This is a genomic window from Algoriphagus ratkowskyi (genome assembly GCF_002150505.1).
GTDB classification, from domain to species: domain Bacteria; phylum Bacteroidota; class Bacteroidia; order Cytophagales; family Cyclobacteriaceae; genus Algoriphagus; species Algoriphagus ratkowskyi.
Genome location: NZ_MSSV01000003.1, coordinates 90,267 through 114,232, shown reverse-complemented (window position 1 = coordinate 114,232; position 23,966 = coordinate 90,267). Strand labels below are relative to the sequence as shown.

The window sequence follows — 23,966 nt, the reverse complement described above, 5'->3', positions numbered from 1 at the left end:
AAAAGGCCGGAATATCCGGCCTTAAGGTTATAAATCAACTTTCAAAATTTCAAGTGAAGGATAATCAGTATACCCTTTCTCTCCAGGTGTATAGAAAGTGTCCTTGTCTGGCTCAGCAAGTTCTGCATTTTGATCAAATCGCTCTACCAAATCTGGGTTAGAGATATATAACGTGCCGTAAGCAACAGCATCAGCTAAACCTTCCAAGACATCTTTATTTCCCTTTTCCTGATCAAAACCTGCGTTTATTACCAGCGTTCCCTTGTACATCGGTCGGTAATGCTTTGCAATCTCGCTTTCTAAATAAGGAATGTTGCTGACGTCATTAAATGGCTCGGATAGGTGCAGATAGGCTAAATCATAAGCATTAAGCTTCTCTACTATGTAATCAAAAGTAGGAATCGTTTCCTCATCAGCTTCCATTCCGAAGATTCCATTCAAAGATGGATTGAGCCTGAGTCCAATTCTGTTTTCAGGCATCACCTGCTTTATTGCGTCGATGATTTCAAACAGTATCTTTGCCCGACTTTCAATACTTCCACCGTACTCATCCATACGGACATTACTGGTGCGGCTGAAGAATTGATGTAAAAGATAGCCATTTGAGGAATGAATCTCCACCCCGTCAAAACCTGCTTCCATAGCGTTCTTAGCTGCATTTTGAAAATCTAAAACAGTCTGTTTTATTTCTTCAATAGACATTTCTTTAGGAGTGACAGTATCTTTAAATCCTTTCGGAGTAAAAGATTTTGCATGTGGATTTATAGCCGAGGGTGCTACTGGAAGCTCTCCATTATGAAAATCTGGATGAGAAATTCTTCCCACATGCCATAGTTGAATAAAGATTTTGCCGCCTTCTTCATGAACTGCTTCAGTCACTTTTTTCCAACCTTCTACCTGTGCGTCTGTATGAATTCCTGGGGTGTTGATGTATCCAACTGCCTGCTTGGATATTTGTGATCCTTCTGTTATGATCAGTCCTGCGCTTGCTCGCTGACGGTAATATTCTACATGTAGATCGAAGGGTACATTTCCCTCATTCGCAGCACGGCTACGAGTCATTGGTGCCATCCATACGCGATTGGCGATCTCTAAATCTGCTACTTGAATAGGTTGTAAAAGCGGTTGCTTGGTACTCATAATGTATTGTTGGTTTAGGATTTTTATAATTCAATGTCTATACAACTATTTTCTTGCCCGCACGGTTCAAAATAAACCAGTCTAATTGATTGAACAACTTCAATATGGACAGGTCATAAATTGGCTATTGAGTATAGTGAAGTAATTAGCTTGTTATTAAAAGTCGTTTAAATGAACGCAAAGTTTGTGCTTCTCACGGGGCATGCAATGAAATCGGATTGCATTATGCTCAAACGCTTCAGTGAAAGGGGAATTCACTTTTATTACTTGACTTAAATTTCGCTTCCCTCCACTCAAATTTTGACGAAACTTACACACTTCATTTTATTGTGGATGATATTTCAAAACTGAAAACTTTGAAAGAAATAGAGCAGTTTATTCATACTAAGAAACACCAATTTCACATCTTTTTAATTGTGCAGGGGTACTTTAGCGAGGGGTTTATTTGGAATTTTGGTTTCTCAGATATTGACAATCATTTCAATAGTAATACTAAAGGAAGTATCCTTGGAATTTAAGCATTTGCAGATTTGATGGAGAATCGGGGTTCTTGTCAAATCATCAACATTTTCACTTTGGCTATTTTGGCAACTGTGTGTGGAATATGTTTTATAATGCTTCCAAATTTGCAATCCGTGGAATATCACTTAGCTGCTGCGGTAGAATATAGACAGTTTGGGGTGAAAGTTTCTGCGGTATACCCTGATCTGATGGCAACTCCAAATTAGGGATTTGCAATTGGGTTATCCTAAAGAAACCAAATTGACATTCGAAAGGCCATCCAAAGTGCTCAGTTCGGCAGAAATCACCTCAGCTTGTTTGGCCGATGGCTAAGCCAAATGACATGATTTGAATTCTTAAATCCCGCGGCTTGCTCTCCGTAATCGCTTGTATTTGGCCAACTGTGGGTTAATTATTTTAAGGGAAATCGAAAATGAAAGGTGCAAAATCTATGAATAAGCTTCTCCCAGGCTAATTTTTTTTAATTAACAGATTTTAATACGATTTTTTTCGTAGATGTTTTGTACTTACGATTTCCTTCGTATATCTTTGGTACGAAAGTAATCGTAGAAGCAACTTATGAGTAAGCCAACTGAATCAGAATTAGAAATACTCTCCCTCTTGTGGGAAATGGAGCAAGCCAGTGTTCGCCAGGTTCATGAGCGATTAGCTCTGACAAAGGATACAGGATATACGACCACCTTGAAAACCATGCAAAACATGCATGTCAAGAATATGGTCAGTCGGAATGAAGCACAGCGAACGCATATATATAGCCCCTCAACTAATCAGAAGGATACCCAGAAGTCTTTGCTTAGAAATCTGGTGACGACGGCTTTTGGTGGCTCTGCTCAGAAATTGGTACTCCAAGCTTTGGGTGAAGAAAACCCATCCAAGGAGGAATTGGATGAAATTCGTGCATTTTTAGATAAACTCGAAACTAAAAAATAATGAATCTTTTGAATGATTGGATTTCTGAAAATTTGCTTTATGCCATAGGTTGGACACTTGTGCATTCACTTTGGCAACTGGTAATAATAAGTGCTGGCCTTTGGATGATTCTGCAAGTATTTAGAAAAAACAATCCTGCTTTCAAATACAACCTAGCTTTGGCAGCTCTGGGAATATCCCTACTCGCGGCATTTGGCACTTTTATGTATGAGGTTTCCAGCTTTACTCCTACTCCTCTATTGGAAAGAATGAATATGTCATTTATGCCGACTCCAGGTCTAGAAGCATCTTCGTCCCATGGGATTAAGGCTTTCATTTCTCTTTGTACCAATTGGATTGAATTACAACTGCCACTGTTGGTGAATTTCTGGTTTCTGGGGGCAATGCTCTTTCTTTTCCGCTTATTCAATAGCCTTTCGGAAGTCAGAACCCTACGAAAATCATCAACAGATCCTCAGGATTTTGAGTTGGAGAAAATGCTCTATCGTCTCATGGGTAAGATGAATGTCTCCAGCAAGGTAGTGATCCGATTAACTTCTTTCGGCACTTCACCGATTACTTTCGGTTATCTCAAACCTATTATACTCCTTCCAGCAGGGCTTATTTTCCAGCTTTCACCTGTACAGTTAGAAGCAATCATTGCTCATGAACTGGCGCATGTGAAGCGGAATGATTACCTCGCAAATCTAATTCAATCTTCACTTGAAGTTCTTTTCTTCTACCATCCTTGCTATTGGTGGATGAATCAGACGGTAAAAGAACTAAGAGAAAATGCTGCCGATGATTTGGCAGTGAGTATTGGAATCGCACCTAAGGAATTGGCTTACAGCTTGGCTGAAGTATTGAACTTTGCGAAGCAAAATCCTCCTGAAATAGCACTGGCAGCAGCTAAAAAAAGAAATCCAACGCTGCAGAGAATAAAAAGAATACTGGGTCATCCAGCTCAGACTTATCCACAAAACCCTATTATTTCTATCCCTATGTTACTAACTCTCATATTAAGTGCAGGCCTGATGGCTACTGCACAACAGGACGTCCCTGTCACTTCAGAAAAAGCAAAGCCGCTATCGACCTATGCGAATCCTGATAGAAACCAAGTTGTCGATCTCCAGGTATTAACTGATTCAGACGCTTCGCAGGTAGTGCAAAATCATGCAAAAGTAGATACAATCATTTCTAAAGGCGAGACCATACTCCTGATGAAGAACAGTAAAAATGGTTCTCATATGTATATTCAAAACGGTGACACGCTTTATTTTGATGACATGCCTGAGTTAGAACTGGCTCCTATGCCTCCATTTCCTTTGGAGGCGATGGCTCCTGTGATGGATTTTGAAATGGCACCCATGCCACCAATGGATTTTGGGGTCGCACCAATCATGGACTTTGACATGGGCGATATGCCAGCCTTGGACTTCGAGATGGGTACTATGCCGGCCATGGATTTTATGGTTTTGCCTCCGGTATTTGGACTTGGTACTAGTGTCTTTTCTCCGAAAGACACCATAAATATGACTAAAGCAGAACGTGAAACATGGATGAAAGATTACGAGAAACGTGCTAAAGAGCAGGCTAAGGTAATGGAGGATTGGGAGAAGAGCATGAAGCCAAAGATGGAAGAATACGAGTCTAAAATGTCTGAATGGCAGAAGACTTATGGGCCCAAAATGGAGGCTTTTGAAGGAAAAATGGCTGAATGGCAGAAAGCAATAGAACCTAAAATGATGGAGTTTGAGAAGCAGATGAAAGCTTGGCAACAAGCTCAAGAACCTGTAATGAGGGAATTTGAAGTTAAAATGAAAGTATGGCAAGAGGCAAATGAGCCAAAAATGGAGGAGTTCCAAGATAAGATGAAGGACTGGGAGAAAAAGATGCAGCCTAAGATGGAAGAGTACCAGCGCAAAATGGAAATCTGGCAAAAAGAGAATGCTGCCAAAATTGAAGAATACCAGCAAAAACAAGAAGAATCAAAGAAGAAAAAAGGCGATACTAAATAGGAGAATCACTGATCAATGAAGACTACTTGAAAAGTCTATTGTGTGTTAATATTTTTATAAAAAGACCTGTCCATTGGACAGGTCTTTTTTTGATCAATTTTAATATTTTATATCTGCCAGAAGAATTTGGACGAACATATAATCGATCCAGTTTTTAAGAATGAGCATTAATCCCGGTAGTGGGTTTTTTCTTACAGATACAATTATTCTTTAACATTAGAATTTCACATTTTCAAATCTGATGGGGGATATTTCCCCACTTTACCGCAAGTGTCTTACGATTCACGGGAAATCACCCCACTTTTATTTTCGCAGCTCGCACTTTATCACTAATAATTAGCATTTCGGTCTGTAAAAAACTACAATAAACCCTGTTTTGCCCCATTTTGGGGAATGCCTAACCTCTTTCTAATCAATACTATACCTCTAAAAAAAACCTTGATTATTTATGGGTAAATATTGGGATGGGATAAAGATTTGCCTACTTTTAAGTGAAAGTGGGATTTTGTGGAGGAAAGTGGTAGAAAGTGGATAGCATTTTGTTACTTTTGTCTTTACCAGAAACTCATCTTTCTAAAGAGTTCAAGAAAATATGTTCAATAGTCAATACGATTGTAAGCTAGATCCCAAAGGGCGTCTGGTTTTGCCAGCCAAGATCAAGGCGGCAATACCAGAGGCTAACGGCGCTGTGCTTATGCTTCGCATGGCTGAAGATAGATGCTTGGCGCTTTATACCATAGTAGAATATAAAAAACTGGAGAATCAGATTAAGTCCCTGAATATTAACAATGCAGAGCAGCGCTTGTTGCAGCGGTCTTTTTTCAATTCAGTTACTGAGGTGGAGTTGGATAGTGCGGGTAGGTTATTAATACCAAAGCATTTTCAGATTTACGCTGGTTTAGAGAAAGAACTAATGGTGGCAGGTAATGGATCTCGAATAGAAATCTGGAACACTGAAAACTACCTGAGCAATATTATCAAAGATCCGGCGGACTTATCCAGCCTGATGGAAAAACATCTTTCTTAATCACATGACAGAGTCTACTTACCATATCCCAGTGATGCTAGCCCAATGCACTGAAGGCTTGTCTATTGATCCCAATGGGATTTACGTGGACGTGACTTTTGGTGGAGGCGGACATTCCCGAGAGATTTTGAAGCATCTGGACAAAGGTCATTTATATGGGATTGATCAGGATGTGGATGCAGAAGCAAATATCCCTGAGAGTGACAACTTTACCTTCATTGCGGCCAATTTTCGGGATTTAAAAAAATATCTCAGACTACATGGCGTGAAGAAGGTCGATGGAGTTCTTGCTGATTTGGGTATTTCATCCCATCAGATTGATGAGCCTAGCAGAGGTTTTTCTACCAGATTCAGCGGAAGTCTGGATATGCGAATGAATCAGTCGGATGAGGTTTCTGCCAAAGAAGTACTTAATACATACGACGAAGGCAGACTTCACAAGATTCTTGGGATGTATGGAGAGGTGAAAAATGCAAAGACGTTGGCACAAGCTATTGTCTCTGAAAGAACATCTCAACCATTTGAGACTACAGAAGGATTTACTTCCTTTTTGAAAAGATACGCTCCTCGTGGCAAAGACTTTAAGTACTACGCACAAGTCTTTCAGGCTTTGAGGATAGATGTGAACGACGAGATGGGTGCTCTGGAAGAGATGCTTTTGCAATCAATAGAGATCCTGAAGCCAGAAGGGCGATTGGTAGTGATGAGCTATCATAGTCTGGAAGATCGACTGGTGAAAAACCTGATGATCAAAGGCAAATTCCAAGGTGAGGTAGAGAAGGATTTCTACGGAAATCTGATCAGACCTCTTGAGCCAGTGAGTAGAGGTGCTGTGGTGGCAGATGCGGAAGAAGTCGCTTCTAATCCTAGAGCAAGAAGTGCAAAACTCAGAATAGCCAAGAAAATAGAGTTATGAGCAATAACACGTTCAGAAAGAAATTAAAGTCAGGAAACAAACCGAAAGGCGGTCCTCGCAAATCCATCTTTAGTTGGATTGAAGAGAAGCTGGATATCACCGGGATTTTTGGTGAAGGTGTCCCTGTGCAATTCGTTCCACCGGTTGGATTTGTTGCATTACTGGCTTTGATCTATATCTGGAGCAACCACCGTGCTGAGAACATGGTGCGGAAAATAGAGAAGGCACAGCAGGAAGTGGAAGACCTTCGAGCTGATGTCACAACACTTGAAGCAGAATACATGCTCAGTAGCATGCAATCAGAAGTAGCAAAGCGGGTAGCCGCTCAAGGAATATTTGAACTCAATCAACCACCGATAAAAATCGAGGTAAAAAAGTGAATTTTAAGCGATCCATATTGATCCGAGTACGGGTGGTGTTTATCCTTATAGCGCTGTGTTCAGCGCTAATCCCGTATAAAGTCGCCAGACTTCAGATGGCGGATGGAGACATATGGCGTGAAAAAGCAGAGACAATCAATTTCCAATACCGAGAAGTTCCAGCGACTCGTGGCAATATTTACGCAGCTGACGGAAGTTTGCTAGCGACTAGTTTGCCTTTTTACCGAGTGGCGCTAGACCCTACCATCGCCAAGTCTGACGCATATAAAGTGGGGATTGATTCGCTGGCTAAAATGCTGTCTGGGTATTACAAGGATAAATCTGCTGCCTCTTACAAAAGAATGATTAACGATGCTAGGCTTGACAATAAGCGATACCTCGTATTGAACAGAAAACAAATTGGCTACCAGGGAATGCAAGAAATGTCCAATTGGCCAATTTTCAGAAAGGGAAGATTGGGAGGTGGAGTTATTTTCGAGAAGGTAGAGAAAAGATATAGACCGTTTAATTCTCTTGCCAGCCGTACCGTTGGCTTTTTGAATGAAGATGAATACGGTGCTGGGATAGAGTATAGTTTCAATAACTACTTGAAGGGTCAGGACGGTAAAGCATTATTTCAGCGCTTAGCTGGTGGAAGTTGGAAGCCGGTTTTTGATGCAGAAGATGTGAAGCCTGAGAATGGCTATGATGTCACCACTACCTTGGATGTGAATATTCAGGATGTAGCCGAAACTGCCTTAAGGCGTCAATTAAAAGATAGAGATGCAGAATTTGGAGCGGTGATCGTGATGGAAGTGAAGACTGGTCAGATCAAGGCAATTACCAATTTGCAGCGTAATACAAGTGGCAATGGCTATGGCGAAAACTACAACTTTGCGATAGGAGATCAAGGAAACATGGAGCCAGGCTCTACTTTTAAGTTACTCTCCATGCTTGCGCTTTTGGAAGAAAATAAGGTCACACTGGAAGAAACTATCGAGACTGGAAACGGCGCTTATAAGTTCTACAACCAAACGATGCGTGATGCAAAAAATGGCGGATATGGCACCTTGACGATTCGTGAATCATTTGAGAAGTCTTCCAATGTTGCCATTTCCAAACTGGTAGATGAACATTTTGGCGCCAGCCCATCCAAATTCATGGCTTATATAGATAAGGTGGGATTGAGGGAGCCTTTTGGATTTCAGCTAATGGGTGAAGGAAAGCCATTTTTCAAAAAGCCAGGAGAAAAAGATTGGTATGGCACCTCACTTCCGTGGATTTCTATTGGCTATGAATCCAAGTTGAATCCTCTTCACACGCTAGCCTTGTATAATGCAGTGGCAAATGGCGGTAAAATGATGAAGCCATATATCGTAAAAACGGTTTCCAAAGGAAATATCATAGAGAAGCGATACGAGCCAGAAGTGGTGAGAAAACAGATCGCTTCTGAAAAAAACATCAAACTTCTCCAGAGTCTTTTGGAAGGAGTAGTAGAGCGGGGCACGGCGAAGAATATTTCTAATGCTGATTATAAAATAGCAGGTAAAACTGGTACAGCTCAGAAGTTAATTAACGGACAATATTCGAAGATCTACTACACCAGTTTCGCTGGATACTTTCCTGCAGATAACCCTAAATATTCCATGGTTGTGGTGATTGACAGCCCAAAAGGATTCGCTGCATATGGAGGAGACGTATCTGCCCCGGTTTTCAAAGAAATCGCAGACAAGATCTACGCGCTTGACATAGAATTGAATCCTGAAAATCAACAGCAGATTTTAAGAGCTGAATTGGACGGTTCGCAACTCCCTTATGTGAAAGCAGGAAAAGCAGAAGAGCTTCAAGGAATTTTCCAAGAACTCGGATTGAAAGCTTCTGCTGCCAATCCTGAAGAGTGGGTGAAAACTGTAGCTCAGGAAGCGAGTGTGCAAATGAGTGTCAACGACACGGATCTATCACTTGTGCCAGATGTATCTGGACTTCCTCTTAGAGATGCACTTTTCATTCTTGAAAATAAAGGAATGAAAGTTAATTATTCAGGAAAAGGCAGAGTGAAAGGGCAGTCTATTTCCCCAGGAACGGCCTTAGTCCCAAATGCAACCATAAACCTTGTTTTAGGATAAATGAAAGTACTGAAAGACATATTATATAAAGTATCGCTTACCACAACTACAGGAGATATGGAGTTGGGAGTGAAAGATATTGTCTTTGATAGCCGTCATGTGACGGAAGGAAGTGCTTTTGTTGCTATCAAAGGCACTCAGGTGGACGGGCATGAATTTATAGAGAAAGCTATCAGTCTTGGAGCTGAGAGCATTATCTGTGAGCAATTGCCAGAGAAGCTGATCGATGGAATAACATATGTGGTGGTAGTAAATTCTGCCCGAGCATTAGGCATTATGGCCAGTAACTATTTTGACAACCCTTCTGAAAATATCCAAGTAATAGCGATCACAGGAACTAATGGAAAGACGACGACAGCTACGCTTTTGCATCAGCTGTTCATGCGGATGGGCTACAGCACGGGTTTGCTTTCTACGGTAGAAAATAAGATCAACGAAACTGTAATCCACGCGACTCACACTACGCCGGATGCTGTAAGTGTGCAGGCTTTGCTTCGCAAAATGGTAGCAGATGGCTGTACGCATTGCTTCATGGAAGCAAGTTCCCATGCAATAGTTCAAGAGAGAATTGCTGGCTTGAAGTTAGCTGGAGCAGTTTTTACGAATATTAGCCATGATCACTTGGATTATCATGGCACTTTTGACGAGTACATTAAGGCGAAGAAAAAGCTATTTGATGAGCTTCCAAAAGATGCTTTTGCGCTGGTAAATGGAGACGATAAGCGAGGCATGGTCATGCTTCAGAACTGCAAAGCTTCACATCAGACTTTTGCACTGAGATCCCCAGCAGACTTTAAAGCAAAGATAATTTCTAACACACTAGAAGGACTCGAGCTAGAGATCAACAGCAAAATGATCTGGTTTCGCATGATTGGGTCATTCAATGCATATAATCTTCTCGCAGTCTTAGGCGTCACCGTGCTACTAGGCGAAGAGGAAGATGAAGTGCTTCGTGAGCTATCTGGAATTCGTGGAGCCAAAGGGCGTTTCGATAGAATTTCCATCGCTGGCATCACAGCCATTGTGGATTATGCACATACGCCAGATGCGTTGGATAATGTGTTGAAAACAATCAACGCAGCACGTACAGGTGGGGAGCAATTGATTACAGTAGTAGGCTGTGGAGGAAATCGTGACAAAACTAAACGTCCGATCATGGCAAAAATAGCTGTTCAAGAAAGTGATAAAACTATCCTCACTTCTGACAATCCACGCTTTGAGGAGCCCAATGATATATTGAAAGATATGCAGGCTGGTGTAGGCCCGTCTGAGATCCGAAAGACATTATCCATAGTGGATCGCAGAGAAGCAATTAAAACTGCTTGCATGCTTTCCCAGAAAGGAGATATCATCCTGATAGCTGGCAAAGGCCATGAGGATTATCAGGAAGTCAATGGAGTGAAGCATCACTTTGATGACACAGAAATAGTAACCGAGTTTTTACAACAATTGACACAAGGCTGAGATGTTATATCCTCTTTTTGATTATTTGGACAAAGTGCTTGATATCCCTGGAACAGGGGTATTTCGATTCATCTCGTTTCGAGCTGGAATGGCTGCGCTTTTTTCTCTAATCATTACCATCTCATTTGGTCATAAAATCATCGCTTGGATCAGAAACAAGCAAATCGGAGAGACCGTGAGAGATCTTGGTTTGGAAGGACAGCAGGAGAAAAAAGGCACGCCGACTATGGGGGGCTTGATGATCATGGCTGCGATTCTGATTCCTACATTGCTTTTCGCAGACCTGAATAATATCTACATCATACTTCTAATTATCACCACAGTTTGGTTGGGTACGATTGGTTTTGTGGATGATTACATCAAAGTTTTCAAAAAAGACAAGGAAGGTCTCAAAGGAAGATTCAAAATTATCGGTCAGATCGGGATCGGTATTATTGTAGGTTCTACGCTTTATTTCAATGAAAGTGTGGTGATCCGTGAATTTACAAATCCAGTTTCCATCGAAGAAGGTGTGGTAGAAACGCCAACTTACAGAGATGTGAAAGTGGCCAAAACTACCATTCCATTTACCAAAAATAACGAGTTGAATTACGAGACTATGCTTGGCTTTATGGGTGAAGCGATGACTCCGATTCTTTACATTTTCGTCGTGACATTCATTATCACAGCCGTTTCAAATGGTGCAAATATTACCGATGGAATTGACGGGTTAGCCGCGGGAACTTCAGCAATCATAGGATTGACAATTGCGATTTTTGCCTATCTCTCTGGCAACGCCATTTTCTCCTCCTATCTCAATATTATGTACATCCCCAACTCAGGTGAGCTGGTGATTTTTGCCTCGGCATTTATTGGTGCATGTGTGGGATTCCTTTGGTACAACGCTTATCCGGCGCAAGTATTCATGGGTGACACGGGAAGTTTGATGCTGGGTGGGGTGATCGCAGTGTTGGCTTTGACGCTTCGCAAAGAGTTGTTGATTCCAGTGATGTGTGGCGTTTTCGTGATAGAAAATGTAAGCGTAATGCTCCAAGTGGGCTATTTCAAATACAGCAAGAAAAAATACGGGGAAGGCAGGAGAATATTCCTGATGTCTCCTCTACATCATCATTACCAAATGAAAAATATCCCTGAAGCCAAGATCGTAACACGCTTCTGGATTGTAGGGATTCTTTTGGCAGTTATCACTTTGGCAACATTGAAACTTAGATAATAAAAATGAAAAAAATAGTCATTCTGGGCGCAGGAGAAAGCGGATTGGGAGCAGCAATGCTTGCCAGACAGAAGGGCTATGCCGTTTTCGTTTCAGATGCAGGACAGATTTCTCCGGTAAGAAAGAGCGAAATGGAGCGATTGGAGATTGATTTCGAAGAAGGAAAGCATTCAGAGGAGAAAATCTTAAATGCGGACCTGATCATCAAAAGTCCTGGGATTTCCCCAATGACTGAATTGGTCGCAAAAGCATCTCTTGCAGGAATTCAGATTATTGATGAATTAGAATTTGCATTTGGCTATAGCAAAGGTAAAGTTATTGCCATCACTGGTACCAATGGAAAAACCACGACCACACTTCTTACCTACCACTTGATGAAAGAGGCAGGACTTGATGTGGGATTGGCTGGAAATGTTGGTAAAAGCTGGGCTGGCCAATTACTCGAAGGAGATCATGACTGGTGGGTGATCGAATGCAGCAGTTATCAGATTGATGGAATGGTGGATTTCAAGCCGTCGATCGCGATCCTTTGCAATATCACTCCGGATCACTTGGATAGATACGATTATAAAATTGACAATTACATAGATTCCAAATTTGGAATCTTCAAAAATATGACCTCAGACGATCAGGTGATTCTTTTCGCTGAAGATTTGCTGACGCAAAAAGGTCTAAAGGCAAATGAAATCAGTGCTTCTGTAAGTTGGGTCTCTGCTTTAGAAATACAAAAAGCAGGAGCCTGGACTGATGGAGAGACATTGAACTATGCTGTGACTGAGGAGTCAGTTAGCGTGCCGGTTGATTCACTTACGCTCACAGGAAAGCATAATCTTCTGAATGCACTTTGCGCAGGATCGGCGGCATTGATCGCAGGCGTGAGTGATGTGGACATGATGCTGGCCTTTCAAACGTTCAAAAATGCAGCGCATCGAATGGAGTTGATAAGTGAAGTAGATGGGGTGAAATTCATCAACGACAGCAAAGGAACCAATGTGGAAGCAACTGCTTATGCCTTGGCGAGCTTTCAGAATCCATTGATTTGGATCGCTGGCGGAGTGGACAAAGGAAATGATTACAGCTTGCTTTCTCCAATGACAGAAAAGGTGAAGAGTCTGATTTGTTTAGGTAAGGACAACGAGAAGTTGAAAACAGCTTTTGCTGGCGAAATAGCAGATATCCGGGAAACTCAGGATATCGCTGAAGCAGTGAGCTGGGGACAGGCACTTGGAGCGCCTGGAGATGTAGTTTTGCTATCTCCAGCCTGTGCAAGTTTCGACCTATTTAAAAATTACGAAGATCGCGGAATGCAATTCCGAGTGGCAGTAGAGAAACTTAAATCGAAAACCATCGCATGAGTGAGTTCAAAGCATGGATAGACAGGAATTTCAAAGGCGACCCAATTATCTGGGCCATTGTCATTCTATTGTCGTTTTTCAGTATCCTGGTAGTGTACTCCGCTACGGGTTCTTTGGCATACAAATATGCCGGTGGAAATACTGAGATCTATTTGATCAGACATTCCATGTTGATCTTTGTCTCATTCGTAGTAATGTGGTTTGCGCACAAAGTACCCTATAGAAAGTACGCAGTTTATGCACGATTGGGAGTGATTATATCCATTCCGCTTCTGCTAGTGACTTATTTGTTTGGTTCCAATATCAATGAGGCAAATCGATGGATTACTATTCCAGTCATCAATCAAGCATTTCAGCCATCAGATTTGGCCAAACTTGCCCTGATCGCATCCATTGCCGGGATGCTAGCAAAGCGTCAAAACAACATTAAAGACTTTAAGGGCACTTTTGTTCCTGTCATCATCGCTATAGGATTGATTTGTGGATTGATAGCTTTAGCTAATTTCTCTACAGCAATTTTACTTCTGATCACCTGCCTATTGATCATGTTTATCGGGAGAGTACCAGTTAAGTACCTAGCGACAGTATTAATAGTAGGTGCACTGGGATTAACAGCAGCTGGTTTTATTGGTCAAAGAGGAGCAACTCTCATCTCCAGAGTGGAGGATTTCCTAAACAAGGATGAAATTCCATTTCAGGCTGAGCAGTCATACATCGCTATTGCAACTGGTGGAATCGGCGGAAAAGGCCCAGGAAATTCTGAGCAGAGAAACTCACTTCCGCACCCATATTCGGATTTTATCTACGCCATTATTATAGAGGAATATGGACTAATTGGAGGATTCTCAGTGCTGTTCCTTTATCTCGCGCTCCTTTATCGTGGCATGCGCATCGTGGCAAATTCTAATAAAGCCTTTGGTGGATTGCTGTCTGCGGGATTGAGTTTCGCATTGGTGATCCAAGCATTGGTAAATATGGCCGTGGCAGTGGGCTTAGGGCCGATCACAGGTTTACCGCTTCCACTATTAAGTATGGGAGGAACATCATTGGTGTTCACAGGTATTTCGTTGGGTATCATTCTTTCGGTCAGCAGAGGTGATCACCAAGATGAAACGCAGACTAGTCCGGCAGTAGGAAATAGATCAAGACTTAAAACCGCATAATTATTAACGCACAACGCACATATCGCATGTTGATCAGTGGTGGAGGTACCGGAGGGCATATCTATCCGGCTATCGCTATAGCCAATGCTTGGAAGGAAAAACATCCTGCCAGCGAGATTTTATTTGTGGGTGCTTTGGGCAAAATGGAAATGCAGAAAGTTCCTGAGGCTGGATACAAAATCAAAGGTCTTCCGGTGGCAGGATTGCAAAGAAGCTTGACTCTTGAGAACCTCAAGTTTCCATTCAAGCTATTGAAAAGTTTGACTCAAGCTTCGAAAATCATCAGTGATTTCAATCCTGACGCGGTAGTAGGAGTTGGCGGCTATGCAAGTGGACCAGTTCTATATGCTGCGCAAAGAAAAGGTATTCCCACACTGGTACAGGAGCAAAACTCCTATGCTGGCCTGACGAATAAATTACTGGCTAAAAGAGCCAAAAAAATCTGTGTCGCATATCCTAAGATGGATCGCTTTTTCCCAGCAGACAGAATTGCTTACACAGGAAACCCTGTTCGTAAGGATATACTGGATTTGTCAGGAAAAAGAGATAAAGCACTGACATATTTTGGATTAGATCCAGCGAAGAAAACTCTTTTGGTTTTAGGCGGATCGCTAGGAGCAAGAACGCTCAATAATGCAATGCTAGCTGATATGCAAAAGCTGGATACAGCAGGATATCAAGTGTTGTGGCAGTGTGGTAAGTTTTATTACCAAGAAATGAGGACCAAGCTAGATGCTTCTGGTCTTACCTCTATTCATCTGAATGAGTTCATTCGCGAGATGGATTTGGCCTATGCAGCAGGAGATGTAATTGTGTCAAGAGCTGGTGCATTGTCAGTTTCTGAGCTTTCTCTTGTAGGCAAGCCGGTGATATTCATCCCATCACCAAATGTGGCGGAGGATCATCAGACCAAAAACGCGATGGCTTATGTCAGTCACGATGCGGCTTTGCTGTTGAATGATGCGGAGGCCGTGGGCGCTTTGGAACAAAAAGTAACTGAGCTAATGAAGGACAGCAAGTTGTCTGAATCATTAGGTAGAAATATAAAAAGATTGGCAAAGCCGAATGCGGCAAACGCAATAGTAGAAGAAGTAGAACAATTAATTGCATGAGTTTCGGAGGAACAAATAGCGTCCATTTGATCGGTATCGGCGGCATAGGCATGAGTGCCTTAGCTCGATGGTTCAATCATGAAGGATTTGCTGTGTCTGGATATGACCGTACGCCTTCGCCACTCACCAATGAGTTGATTGCGGAAGGAATGCATATCTCTTTCGAAGACTCCATCGAAACTATTCCTACAAGTATCACGGATATTCCCGAAAAGGCGCTGATCATCTGGACTCCTGCAATGCCGAAGGAAAATGCTCAGCTTAATTATTTCCGTGATAAAGGCTTTCAGCTTAAGAAGAGATCGGAAGTGCTCGGCATAGTTACGAGTAATTATTACACCATAGCGGTGGCGGGAACTCATGGGAAAACGACTACATCTTCCCTGATCGCGCACATGCTGAAATCTGCAGGTAAATCTGTAGTGGCATTTTTGGGTGGGATCACTCAGAACTATCAGAGTAATCTGATTATTGGTGGGAAGAAAACTAAGGAACCAACAATCGTAGTGGTGGAAGCAGATGAGTTTGATCGCTCATTTATGAGATTGCATCCAAATGAAATAGTACTCACAAGTGCCGATCCAGATCATTTGGATATCTATGGTGACGAGCAGCACATCTTGGATGGATTCATGGAATTTGTCAATCTGGTAGATAAAAAAGGAAGATTATACATACAGCAACATGCTGCACAAAGACTTGGAGAAGCGAAACTTCCGAAAGTGGCTACTAAAGAATATGGCTTGAGATCTTCTGGAATTGGAGCTGAAAATATTCAGGCTAGACCAGGATCATTTGTATTTGACTACATCGATAGAAAGCAGGAGATCAAAGGTTTGGAGTTGTTTATTCCAGGTTTTCATAATGTGGAGAATGCCTTGGCAGCTATCGCTATTGCCTTGGATCATCAGATCTCTGAGGAGCAAATTAGAAAAGGAATTAGCTCTTTCAAGGGAGTGAAAAGAAGATTTGAAATTCATGTGAATGCAAAGAATCACGTCTTTATTGATGACTATGCTCATCATCCTGAGGAGATAAGAGCTTGCTTAAGTTCTGTTCGTGCGATGTTTCCTGCCAAAAAACTGACGGTGATTTTCCAGCCGCATTTATTTACACGAACCAGAGATTTTGCTTCAGGCTTTTCTGAAAGTTTGTCGTTGGCGGACTCAGTGATTTTGCTAGATATATATCCCGCAAGAGAACTTCCTATTGAAGGAGTTACGGCTGCGATGTTGCTTGGAGGGATCAATACCAAGCACAAAGAGATAGTGGCGAAAGAGGATTTGATGAGCCATTTGGATCAGGCTTCTACGGAAGTTTTGGTGACGTTGGGGGCAGGTGATATTGATCGCTTGGTGCCAGTAATAGCATCGTGGATGAATGAGAGACTTAATCGACAGGCTGTATGAACAAGGATAACATAAAGAAGGTGGCTGCTTTTGTGACACTCACGCTTGTTCTGATTGGGTTTATCGGTTTTGTGGAAAAACAAACACTTTACAAAACCTTCCAAGGCACTGAGATAAATATAGAAGGAGTAAGTGGAGTGTACTTCGTAGAGGACGCTGAAATCACTAAAATCCTTAAGGAAGCTTTTCCTGATTTGAAAGCAGGTATGATGCTGGAGCAAGTGCCGATGAAAGGGATCGAAACTAGGTTGCTCGGACATCCTTTTGTCAAATCTGTGGAAGCAATGATTGGACAAAAAGGAATTTTGAATTTGAAAATTAGTCAGCATCAAACGATAGCTAGAATCGCTCAGCCGATAGGAGCAGATGGATACATCACTACTGAAGGAAAAGTGATACCTACTTCCACTTCATACACCAGTCGGGTCTTGATATTGGAAGGAAAATATGCAGAAAAGCTGATGGACAAAGGTGATATCACAGCAGATATGCCGGAGTTGATGAAACTGATTGAATTCATCATTGAAGATGAATTCTGGAATGCGCAGATAACAGAGTTGGAAGTGAATTCCAGAGATGACATTCGTCTTTTTCAGCAAGTGGGAAGACAAGTTATCGAATTTGGTGATGCGCATGATATTGCAAATAAGTTTGACCGCATTGCGGTATTCTACAAAGAAATATTGCCCCGTAAGGGTTGGAATGCTTACGACCGGGTAAGTGTGAAGTTTAAGGATCAAATAGTCTGTGAATAATAGCTTGGATATGGATAATAAAGAATTAATAGTAGGACTGGATATTGGGACAACCAAAATCTGTGTCATCATAGGACGCAAGAATGAGTATGGCAAACTCGAGGTGCTTGGTATGGGCAAATCCGTTTCAGACGGGGTTGATCGTGGCATGGTTACCAATATTGATAAGACTGTACATGCGATAGAAAAAGCGGTGGAAGAAGCCTCAGAAATGGCGAATGTTGACATTGTAGATGTCATAGTGGGGATAGCTGGACAGCATATACAGAGTAAAATTCAAAGTGGTAGTATTATGCGTCAGCCGTCGGATGATGAGATCACTATTGAAGATGTAAGAAGACTTTCCAGTGAAATGGAAAACATCCTGATTCCTCCCGGCAACACGATTATTCATGTGATGCCACAAGATTATACTGTGGATTACGAAGGTGGTATCAAAGATCCTGTTGGGATGTCTGGTACACGTCTGGAAGCTGATTTCCATATCATTACAGCTCAGACTACCGCTATCAACAATATTAACAGATGTGTACGTCGTGCAGACTTAGTTTCCAAGCAACTAATTCTTGAGCCATTGGCGAGTTCACTTTCTGTATTGAGTGATGATGAAAAAGAGGCAGGCGTTTGCTTGATCGATATAGGAGGCGGTACCACAGACATCGCAATTTTCTACGAAAATATCATTCGTCATACGGCTGTAATTCCTTTGGGCGGAAACATCATTACCAAAGACATCAAAGAAGGCTGTCTTGTGATGCAAAATCAAGCTGAACTTCTAAAGACAAAATTTGGCAAAGCCATCACAGAAGAAGCCAACCCTAATGAGATCGTATCCATTCCTGGCTTGAGAAATAGAGCGCCAAAGGAGATTTCAATCAGAAATCTAGCCTCCATTATTCAGGCAAGAATGGAAGAGATCATAGAGATTGTACAAAATGAGATCATGCAAAGCGGGCATTATAAGAAACTGGCGGGAGGGATAGTCCTGACTGGTGGTGGCGCTCAGCTGCAGTTTGTAAGTCAACTCTTCGAATACATGACAGGTCTAGACACCAGAATTGGCTATCCAAATGAGCATTTGGGTAAGTCCGTGGTGGAAGAAGTGAAGAGTCCAATGTACGCTACTTCGGTAGGTTTGGTGCTTGCAGGTTTCAAAGCACTTGATGATAGAGATCAAGGCTACACAAAACGCACGGCAAATGGAAAACAATTAAAAAAGGACAAAAATATAGACATCAGTCCAAAAGATTTATTCCATAAAATCGCTGGAAAACTGAAAGGTATTCTTAGTGATGATATAGGAGATGATACTAACTACTAGGGCTTATGATTAGGGGAGATTGCTGGCTTTGCTATTAATTTCCCCCATTTAAAAACCCTCTAAAAAAAACCAAAGAAATTTCACCAATAACCATAATATGTCAGATAACATGAAAGATTACAGATTTGATTTACACAAAAACCCAAAGTCGATTATTAAAGTAATCGGCGTAGGTGGAGGCGGTTCTAATGCCGTAAACCACATGTATGGCCTAGGGATTAAAGACGTTGAGTTTGTGGTAGTCAATACCGATGCTCAAGCGCTTAAGTCTAGCCCAGTTCCACTTAGATTGCAACTAGGAGCCAATTTGACCGAAGGTCTAGGTGCTGGTGCTAATCCTGAGCAAGGAAAAAATGCAGCGATAGAGTCAGAGGATGAGATCCGTGAACTGTTGGCTGACAATACCAAGATGGTATTCATCACAGCTGGAATGGGTGGCGGTACCGGAACTGGTGCAGCTCCTGTGGTAGCAAGAATCGCGAAAGAACTTAATATCCTTACTGTGGGTATTGTGACCGCTCCATTCATGTTCGAAGGAAAGAAGAAAATGAATGTAGCTCAGGCAGGTATTGAAGCGCTTCGTGAGAACTGTGATACGGTACTGGTTATTTTAAATGACAAATTGAGAGAGATCTATGGTAACCTTGCCATTAGAACTGCTTTCAGCAAAGCGGATGATATTTTATCTACTGCGGCAAGATCAATCGCTGAGATCATCACTATTCATCAGGATGTCAACGTGGATTTTGAAGATGTGAAAACTGTAATGAAAGACGCTGGTGCTGCCGTGATGGGCTCTTCCACTGAGGAAGGCGAAGGACGTGCAATCCGTGCAGCTGGTGCTGCTATCTCTTCACCATTGCTGAACAATGTGGATATCAAAGGAGCTGAGAAGATCCTTCTTTCCATCATGTCTGGTGAGGACGAGGAATTGTCAATGGACGAATTGAGCGAAATCACTGAGTACATCCAAGAAAAAGCGGGTGATAATGCTGAGGTGATTTTTGGTCAAGGTATTGATCCAGAATTGGGCAAAGCTATCCGTGTGACGGTAATTGCTACAGGATTTGAAATGGACAGACTTCAGGGAACAAGTAAAAAAATTGAGGCGCCAAAAGCGGTAGTAATTCCTACACCTGCTCCTGCAGCGATCACTCCAGTAGAAGCGGTAGAGGAAGAGAAGACGTTGATCAATTTGAATTCCGGTAAATCTGAGAAGGTTAAAGAAGAGTCAATCGCTAATGGATCTACTTTTACATTCAATTTGCCAAAAGCTCCTATCCAAGCGCCTGCTCCACAAGTGAGTCAAGCAGTAATTGCTCCACAGAAAGAAGAGCCAATTGAAGCTCCTAAGCCAGCTGTTAAGAAGGAAAGTTTATTCTCCTTCATGATGCCTAAGGAAGAAGGAAAAGCGGAAGCGCCAAAGCCTGTAGATGAGAAAATCGTTCACGACCTTTTCGAAGAAGAAGAAGAAAAAGAAGAGAACAAGAAGGTAGAAGGGCCTAAGAAAGAAGAGCCAGCAACTCCAGCTTTTGCAAATGATTACTATGAGCAAATGAAGCAGAAGGCAATTCAGAGAGCCCATGAGCGTTTCGAAAAGCTAAAAGGTAACCGTGCTTTCAACCCAACTCCTGAAGAATTGAAGGAGAAAATGGAAGTACCAGCTTATCAGCGTAAAAATGTAGTGTTGAACGAGCCTCAGCATAGCTCAGAGCCAAGTATCAGTAAGTACAACTTGAGCGACGAGAATGAGATTCTAGGAAATAATAGATTCCTGCACGATAATGTGGACTAAGTCCTAAAATTCAAGCAGCATATCTGCCTGGGTTTGCAGCAAGTCCATGTACAGCCTGTTGGTGAGCAGGTTATCTGACATGTTTTGCTCTATTTTAGCCAGTTTTGGCTTCAGAGCAAGGACATGCATACCCAAATAATGGAAGATGTCGGTAAGGTGGCTCATAGCGATGCCACCCCCGCCTATTCCAGATGAAATACCCACCAATGCACATTTTTTATTCCCAAAAGTATTGGGATAGGTCATTCCGTCGATGAAGGTTTTTAGGATTCCCGGGAAAGAACCGTTGTACTCAGGAACTATGAATACAAACTTTTTTCCATCCACCAATTGATCGTGGAACTCATTATATAAGTCATGCTTACCGTTATTTTCATATAAGGCATTTTCAATAAAATCACTAGGTAAATTCTCTAATTCGAGAATTTCAGATTGCACTCCTTTCTCATTTAAGATCCTTTGATATAATTCAGCTATGGTTTTTGAGACTGAGTTCTTGCGATTGGTTCCTACGATTATCTTGATCATTGTTTCTTTTTTCTAAGGAGAAGACATTCTTGCCGGTCTATTTGTTCTAAGCTAAGAGGTAATTTATATCTTTAGGACTGGCAAATTACACTCTATGGACTACCTAAATCAAATCTCGGAAGCAGCTTCTTTTATCAGCTCGCAATATACTAGTGAAGTCTCAATCGCGATCATTCTCGGTACAGGACTTGGTCATTTGGGTGATCAGATCATTGTTGAAAAAGAAATTGACTACGCGGATATTCCTCATTTCCCTATTTCTACTGTTGAAAGTCATTCAGGCAAATTGATTTTCGGAGAACTATCTGGCAAAAAAGTCATGGTTATGAGAGGGCGATTTCATTACTACGAAGGCTATTCCATGCGGGAAGTTACTTTCCCAGTTCGGGTGATGAAAAAGCTTGGTGTGAAAACGCTACTAGTTTCCAATGCTTGTGGAGGCCTGAATCCAGATCAAGAGGTAGGAGATGTGATGCTGATCCGTGATCAGATCGATTTATTTCCTGAGAGCCCACTTCGTGGAAAGCATTATGAGGAATTTGGGCCGAGATTTCCAGATATGAGCGACGCTTATTCAGCTAATTTGATTGCAATCGCACTAGGCTTTTCCAAAGCGAATAACTTCCGCGTTCACAGGGGAGTATATGCCGGTGTGCAAGGGCCAAACCTAGAGACACCAGCAGAATACAAATACATTAGGAGTATTGGTGCGGACGCTGTGGGGATGAGTACGGTGCCTGAAGTCATCGTAGCTCGCCAAATGGGCATAGAAGTTTTTGGAGTTTCTGCAATCACTGACCTAGGTATAGAGGGACGAATTCAGCCAGTTTCCATTGCAGATGTACTTGCAGCTGCCGCGAAGGCTGAGCCTGTGATGGCTGCGATCATCAAGGAAGTTGTGAGGCAAATAGTCTAAGGGTAATTGACCTGATTTTACAGAAGCTAGGTTTAGCAATGATCCTAAATCACTTTAGATCAAGAGTTAGAATTAAATGTTTTTCTGTCGATCTATGCTTTGCTAATATTTTCCTATGTAGTGAAAAGGGTTGCTTTATACTGCCAGAAGATTTCTCTTTTTTGTGTAAAATTGCCACGACTTTTCAGCCTTCTTCGTGCCTATTGCGGTTAAACCAAAAATTATGAAAGCAATTATTTGTGAAGCATTTGGATCACCAGAGAATCTGATTTTAGGAACACTGCCAGATCCGAAACCGGGCAAAAGCCAAGTAGTCATCGCAGTAGAAGTGTGTGGTGTCAGTTATCCAGATCTGCTAATCCTTGAAAATAAATATCAGTTTAAACCTGAATTGCCCTATTCACCAGGCGGTGAAGTGGTTGGGGAAATTGTGGAATTGGGAGAAAATGTAGATACTCTCAATGTTGGAGATAGAGTTTTGGCACTCTGTAGATGGGGCGGTTTAGCGGAGAAAGTGGCGGTGGATAGTGATCGTGTTTTCGTGCTTCCTCATGGTATTTCTTCTGAAGTAGCTGCAAGCTCACTTTATACTTATAGCACTTCTTTCCATGCCTTGAAAGATAGGGCGGAATTGAAGCCAGGTGAAACAGTACTAGTGCTTGGAGGTGCGGGAGGAATTGGTTTGGCTGCTATAGAACTAGCAAAAATCATGGGTGCGAACGTAATTGCTGCGGCCTCCTCCGATGAAAAGCTCGCACTTTGCAAAAGTAAAGGGGCTGACGAGACGATCAATTACGAGTCTGAAGACTTAAAGAATAGAATCAAGGAACTGACGAATGGAAAAGGAGTTGATGTTATAGTAGATCCTGTAGGTGGAAAATATACTGAAGCAGCACTGAGAGGAATTGCATGGAAGGGACGCTACTTAGTCGTTGGATTCGCTAATGGTGAAATTCCCAAAATCCCGATGAACCTACCCTTGTTAAAGGGATGCGCTATCCTTGGTGTCTTTTGGGGGAATTTTTCTGAAGTAGAGCCTGAGCAAAATAAAAGTAACATGAACCAGCTCTACCAATGGCTTATAGAAGGGAGAATTACTGGTCATAGTGCTGCAGTGTATGAACTTGGAGAAGCTAAACATGCGCTTCTATCCTTAGAAGACAGAGGTAATTTGACTAAGGGGATTGTACGCGTCCTTTGATTTTTTAACTAAACAATTGTTTAATTGTTTTCGTAAGACCTTATGTCGCAGATCTATTTAAACTAATTATCATATATGATTAAAAGTATCTTATTTTCCTGTTCATTTTTAATCACTTTACTTTCTTTTGCGCAAACGCCTTTCAATCCTGAGAAGGAAGCAGATTTTGTCAAAGCAACTTACCCTAAGGGTAATTTAATCAATATTTTGGGTCAAGACTTAACCTATTCTAAAGAAGCCGCTGCAAATGGAACCGAAGGGTATGTCACATTTTTAGTAGATATTGATGAAAATGGTAAGTTAATATCTGTCACCCCAAAAGAACGAGTTTCAGATTTGCTTGCCAATCCATCTAGAGCGGCTATCGATAAGTTGACAGCAGACTGGACGCCTACCAAGGTGAGTGGGCAGGCAGTAGCTAGGGAATATTTGATCGTATTCAGTTATAGTATTTTTTATAATTCCCTGCCTATAGATTACCATGCTATGGCAAAAAAGTATGAGGATAAAGGGAAGATAGAAAGGGCTGTCAAGACCTACGATGATGCCATCAAAAATTATCCCTATGATCCGGTTTATTATACGATGAGAGCCAACTATAAAAGGCAATTGGAAGATACTGAAGGAGCACTTGCAGACGAGCTCATGGCTCAAAAAATCAACATGGAAGTATTAGCTGTCGTCCAAATAGCACACTCCCAAAGTGTACGATAAAAC

General features: G+C 41.8%; 20 protein-coding genes. 18 read left to right on the top strand and 2 right to left on the bottom strand.

From position 1 onward, the window contains the following. Positions 1 to 27: 27 nt before the first annotated feature. Positions 28 to 1,140, bottom strand: coding sequence for an alkene reductase (locus tag BVH02_RS04005; protein WP_086499214.1), 1,113 nt, complete (start codon positions 1,138 to 1,140; stop codon positions 28 to 30). A gap of 1,080 nt (positions 1,141 to 2,220) precedes the next feature. Here BVH02_RS04005 and BVH02_RS03990 point away from each other — a divergent pair. The 15 genes from BVH02_RS03990 (at position 2,221) to ftsZ (ending at position 20,604) form a co-directional block, all read left to right on the top strand. Further along, complete coding sequence (locus BVH02_RS03990) at positions 2,221 to 2,592, top strand: BlaI/MecI/CopY family transcriptional regulator (RefSeq protein WP_086499207.1); 372 nt, start codon at positions 2,221 to 2,223, stop codon at positions 2,590 to 2,592. Beyond that, positions 2,592 to 4,589: a M56 family metallopeptidase gene (locus BVH02_RS03985; protein ID WP_086499201.1), complete on the top strand. Its 1,998-nt coding sequence runs from the start codon at positions 2,592 to 2,594 to the stop codon at positions 4,587 to 4,589. Before BVH02_RS03990 ends, BVH02_RS03985 begins: the two co-directional genes overlap by 1 nt. Positions 4,590 to 5,181: 592 nt before the next feature. Further along, positions 5,182 to 5,616 carry a division/cell wall cluster transcriptional repressor MraZ gene (gene mraZ / locus BVH02_RS03980; protein ID WP_086499199.1) on the top strand — a complete coding sequence of 145 codons (435 nt, stop codon included), beginning with the start codon at positions 5,182 to 5,184 and terminating at the stop codon, positions 5,614 to 5,616. Positions 5,617 to 5,620: 4 nt separating this feature from the next. Beyond that, positions 5,621 to 6,532: a 16S rRNA (cytosine(1402)-N(4))-methyltransferase RsmH gene (rsmH, locus tag BVH02_RS03975; protein ID WP_086499197.1), complete on the top strand. Its 912-nt coding sequence runs from the start codon at positions 5,621 to 5,623 to the stop codon at positions 6,530 to 6,532. After that, entirely contained in the window at positions 6,529 to 6,912 is a 384-nt protein-coding gene (locus tag BVH02_RS03970) for an FtsL-like putative cell division protein (protein WP_086499195.1), read from the top strand. The genes rsmH and BVH02_RS03970 overlap by 4 nt, the downstream gene beginning before the upstream one ends. Then, positions 6,909 to 9,017, top strand: coding sequence for a penicillin-binding protein (locus BVH02_RS03965; RefSeq protein ID WP_086499192.1), 2,109 nt, complete (start codon positions 6,909 to 6,911; stop codon positions 9,015 to 9,017). The genes BVH02_RS03970 and BVH02_RS03965 overlap by 4 nt, the downstream gene beginning before the upstream one ends. Beyond that, positions 9,018 to 10,481: a UDP-N-acetylmuramoyl-L-alanyl-D-glutamate--2,6-diaminopimelate ligase gene (locus BVH02_RS03960; RefSeq protein ID WP_086499189.1), complete on the top strand. Its 1,464-nt coding sequence runs from the start codon at positions 9,018 to 9,020 to the stop codon at positions 10,479 to 10,481. A gap of 1 nt (position 10,482) precedes the next feature. After that, positions 10,483 to 11,694 carry a phospho-N-acetylmuramoyl-pentapeptide-transferase gene (gene mraY / locus BVH02_RS03955; protein WP_086499187.1) on the top strand — a complete coding sequence of 404 codons (1,212 nt, stop codon included), beginning with the start codon at positions 10,483 to 10,485 and terminating at the stop codon, positions 11,692 to 11,694. 5 nt (positions 11,695 to 11,699) lie between these two features. Then, positions 11,700 to 13,049 (top strand): UDP-N-acetylmuramoyl-L-alanine--D-glutamate ligase, encoded by a 1,350-nt coding sequence (gene murD, locus BVH02_RS03950; RefSeq protein WP_086499185.1) that lies wholly within the window; start codon positions 11,700 to 11,702, stop codon positions 13,047 to 13,049. After that, the gene (locus BVH02_RS03945) at positions 13,046 to 14,212 is read left to right on the top strand and encodes an FtsW/RodA/SpoVE family cell cycle protein (RefSeq protein WP_086499183.1); all 1,167 of its coding nucleotides are present in this window, start codon (positions 13,046 to 13,048) and stop codon (positions 14,210 to 14,212) included. Before murD ends, BVH02_RS03945 begins: the two co-directional genes overlap by 4 nt. A gap of 29 nt (positions 14,213 to 14,241) precedes the next feature. Next, positions 14,242 to 15,324 carry an undecaprenyldiphospho-muramoylpentapeptide beta-N-acetylglucosaminyltransferase gene (gene murG / locus BVH02_RS03940; protein WP_086499880.1) on the top strand — a complete coding sequence of 361 codons (1,083 nt, stop codon included), beginning with the start codon at positions 14,242 to 14,244 and terminating at the stop codon, positions 15,322 to 15,324. Then, positions 15,321 to 16,733 carry a UDP-N-acetylmuramate--L-alanine ligase gene (gene murC, locus BVH02_RS03935; protein WP_086499180.1) on the top strand — a complete coding sequence of 471 codons (1,413 nt, stop codon included), beginning with the start codon at positions 15,321 to 15,323 and terminating at the stop codon, positions 16,731 to 16,733. Before murG ends, murC begins: the two co-directional genes overlap by 4 nt. Then, the gene (locus BVH02_RS03930; protein WP_086499179.1) at positions 16,730 to 17,488 is read left to right on the top strand and encodes a cell division protein FtsQ/DivIB; all 759 of its coding nucleotides are present in this window, start codon (positions 16,730 to 16,732) and stop codon (positions 17,486 to 17,488) included. The genes murC and BVH02_RS03930 overlap by 4 nt, the downstream gene beginning before the upstream one ends. Before the next feature lie 10 nt (positions 17,489 to 17,498). Beyond that, complete coding sequence (gene ftsA, locus BVH02_RS03925) at positions 17,499 to 18,809, top strand: cell division protein FtsA (protein ID WP_086499877.1); 1,311 nt, start codon at positions 17,499 to 17,501, stop codon at positions 18,807 to 18,809. 109 nt (positions 18,810 to 18,918) lie between these two features. Continuing rightward, the gene (gene ftsZ, locus BVH02_RS03920; RefSeq protein ID WP_086499875.1) at positions 18,919 to 20,604 is read left to right on the top strand and encodes a cell division protein FtsZ; all 1,686 of its coding nucleotides are present in this window, start codon (positions 18,919 to 18,921) and stop codon (positions 20,602 to 20,604) included. Between the two features lie 3 nt (positions 20,605 to 20,607). Here ftsZ and BVH02_RS03915 read toward each other — a convergent pair whose 3' ends face one another. Further along, positions 20,608 to 21,132 carry an NADPH-dependent FMN reductase gene (locus BVH02_RS03915; RefSeq protein WP_086499177.1) on the bottom strand — a complete coding sequence of 175 codons (525 nt, stop codon included), beginning with the start codon at positions 21,130 to 21,132 and terminating at the stop codon, positions 20,608 to 20,610. Positions 21,133 to 21,226: 94 nt separating this feature from the next. On the opposite strand from BVH02_RS03915, the gene BVH02_RS03910 reads away from it, so the two are divergent. The 3 genes from BVH02_RS03910 (at position 21,227) to BVH02_RS03900 (ending at position 23,963) form a co-directional block, all read left to right on the top strand. After that, positions 21,227 to 22,048 carry a purine-nucleoside phosphorylase gene (locus BVH02_RS03910; protein WP_086499174.1) on the top strand — a complete coding sequence of 274 codons (822 nt, stop codon included), beginning with the start codon at positions 21,227 to 21,229 and terminating at the stop codon, positions 22,046 to 22,048. Between the two features lie 223 nt (positions 22,049 to 22,271). Further along, positions 22,272 to 23,249 carry an NADPH:quinone oxidoreductase family protein gene (locus BVH02_RS03905; protein WP_086499170.1) on the top strand — a complete coding sequence of 326 codons (978 nt, stop codon included), beginning with the start codon at positions 22,272 to 22,274 and terminating at the stop codon, positions 23,247 to 23,249. Positions 23,250 to 23,324: 75 nt separating this feature from the next. After that, positions 23,325 to 23,963 (top strand): energy transducer TonB, encoded by a 639-nt coding sequence (locus BVH02_RS03900; RefSeq protein WP_086499168.1) that lies wholly within the window; start codon positions 23,325 to 23,327, stop codon positions 23,961 to 23,963. Positions 23,964 to 23,966 lie beyond the last annotated feature (3 nt).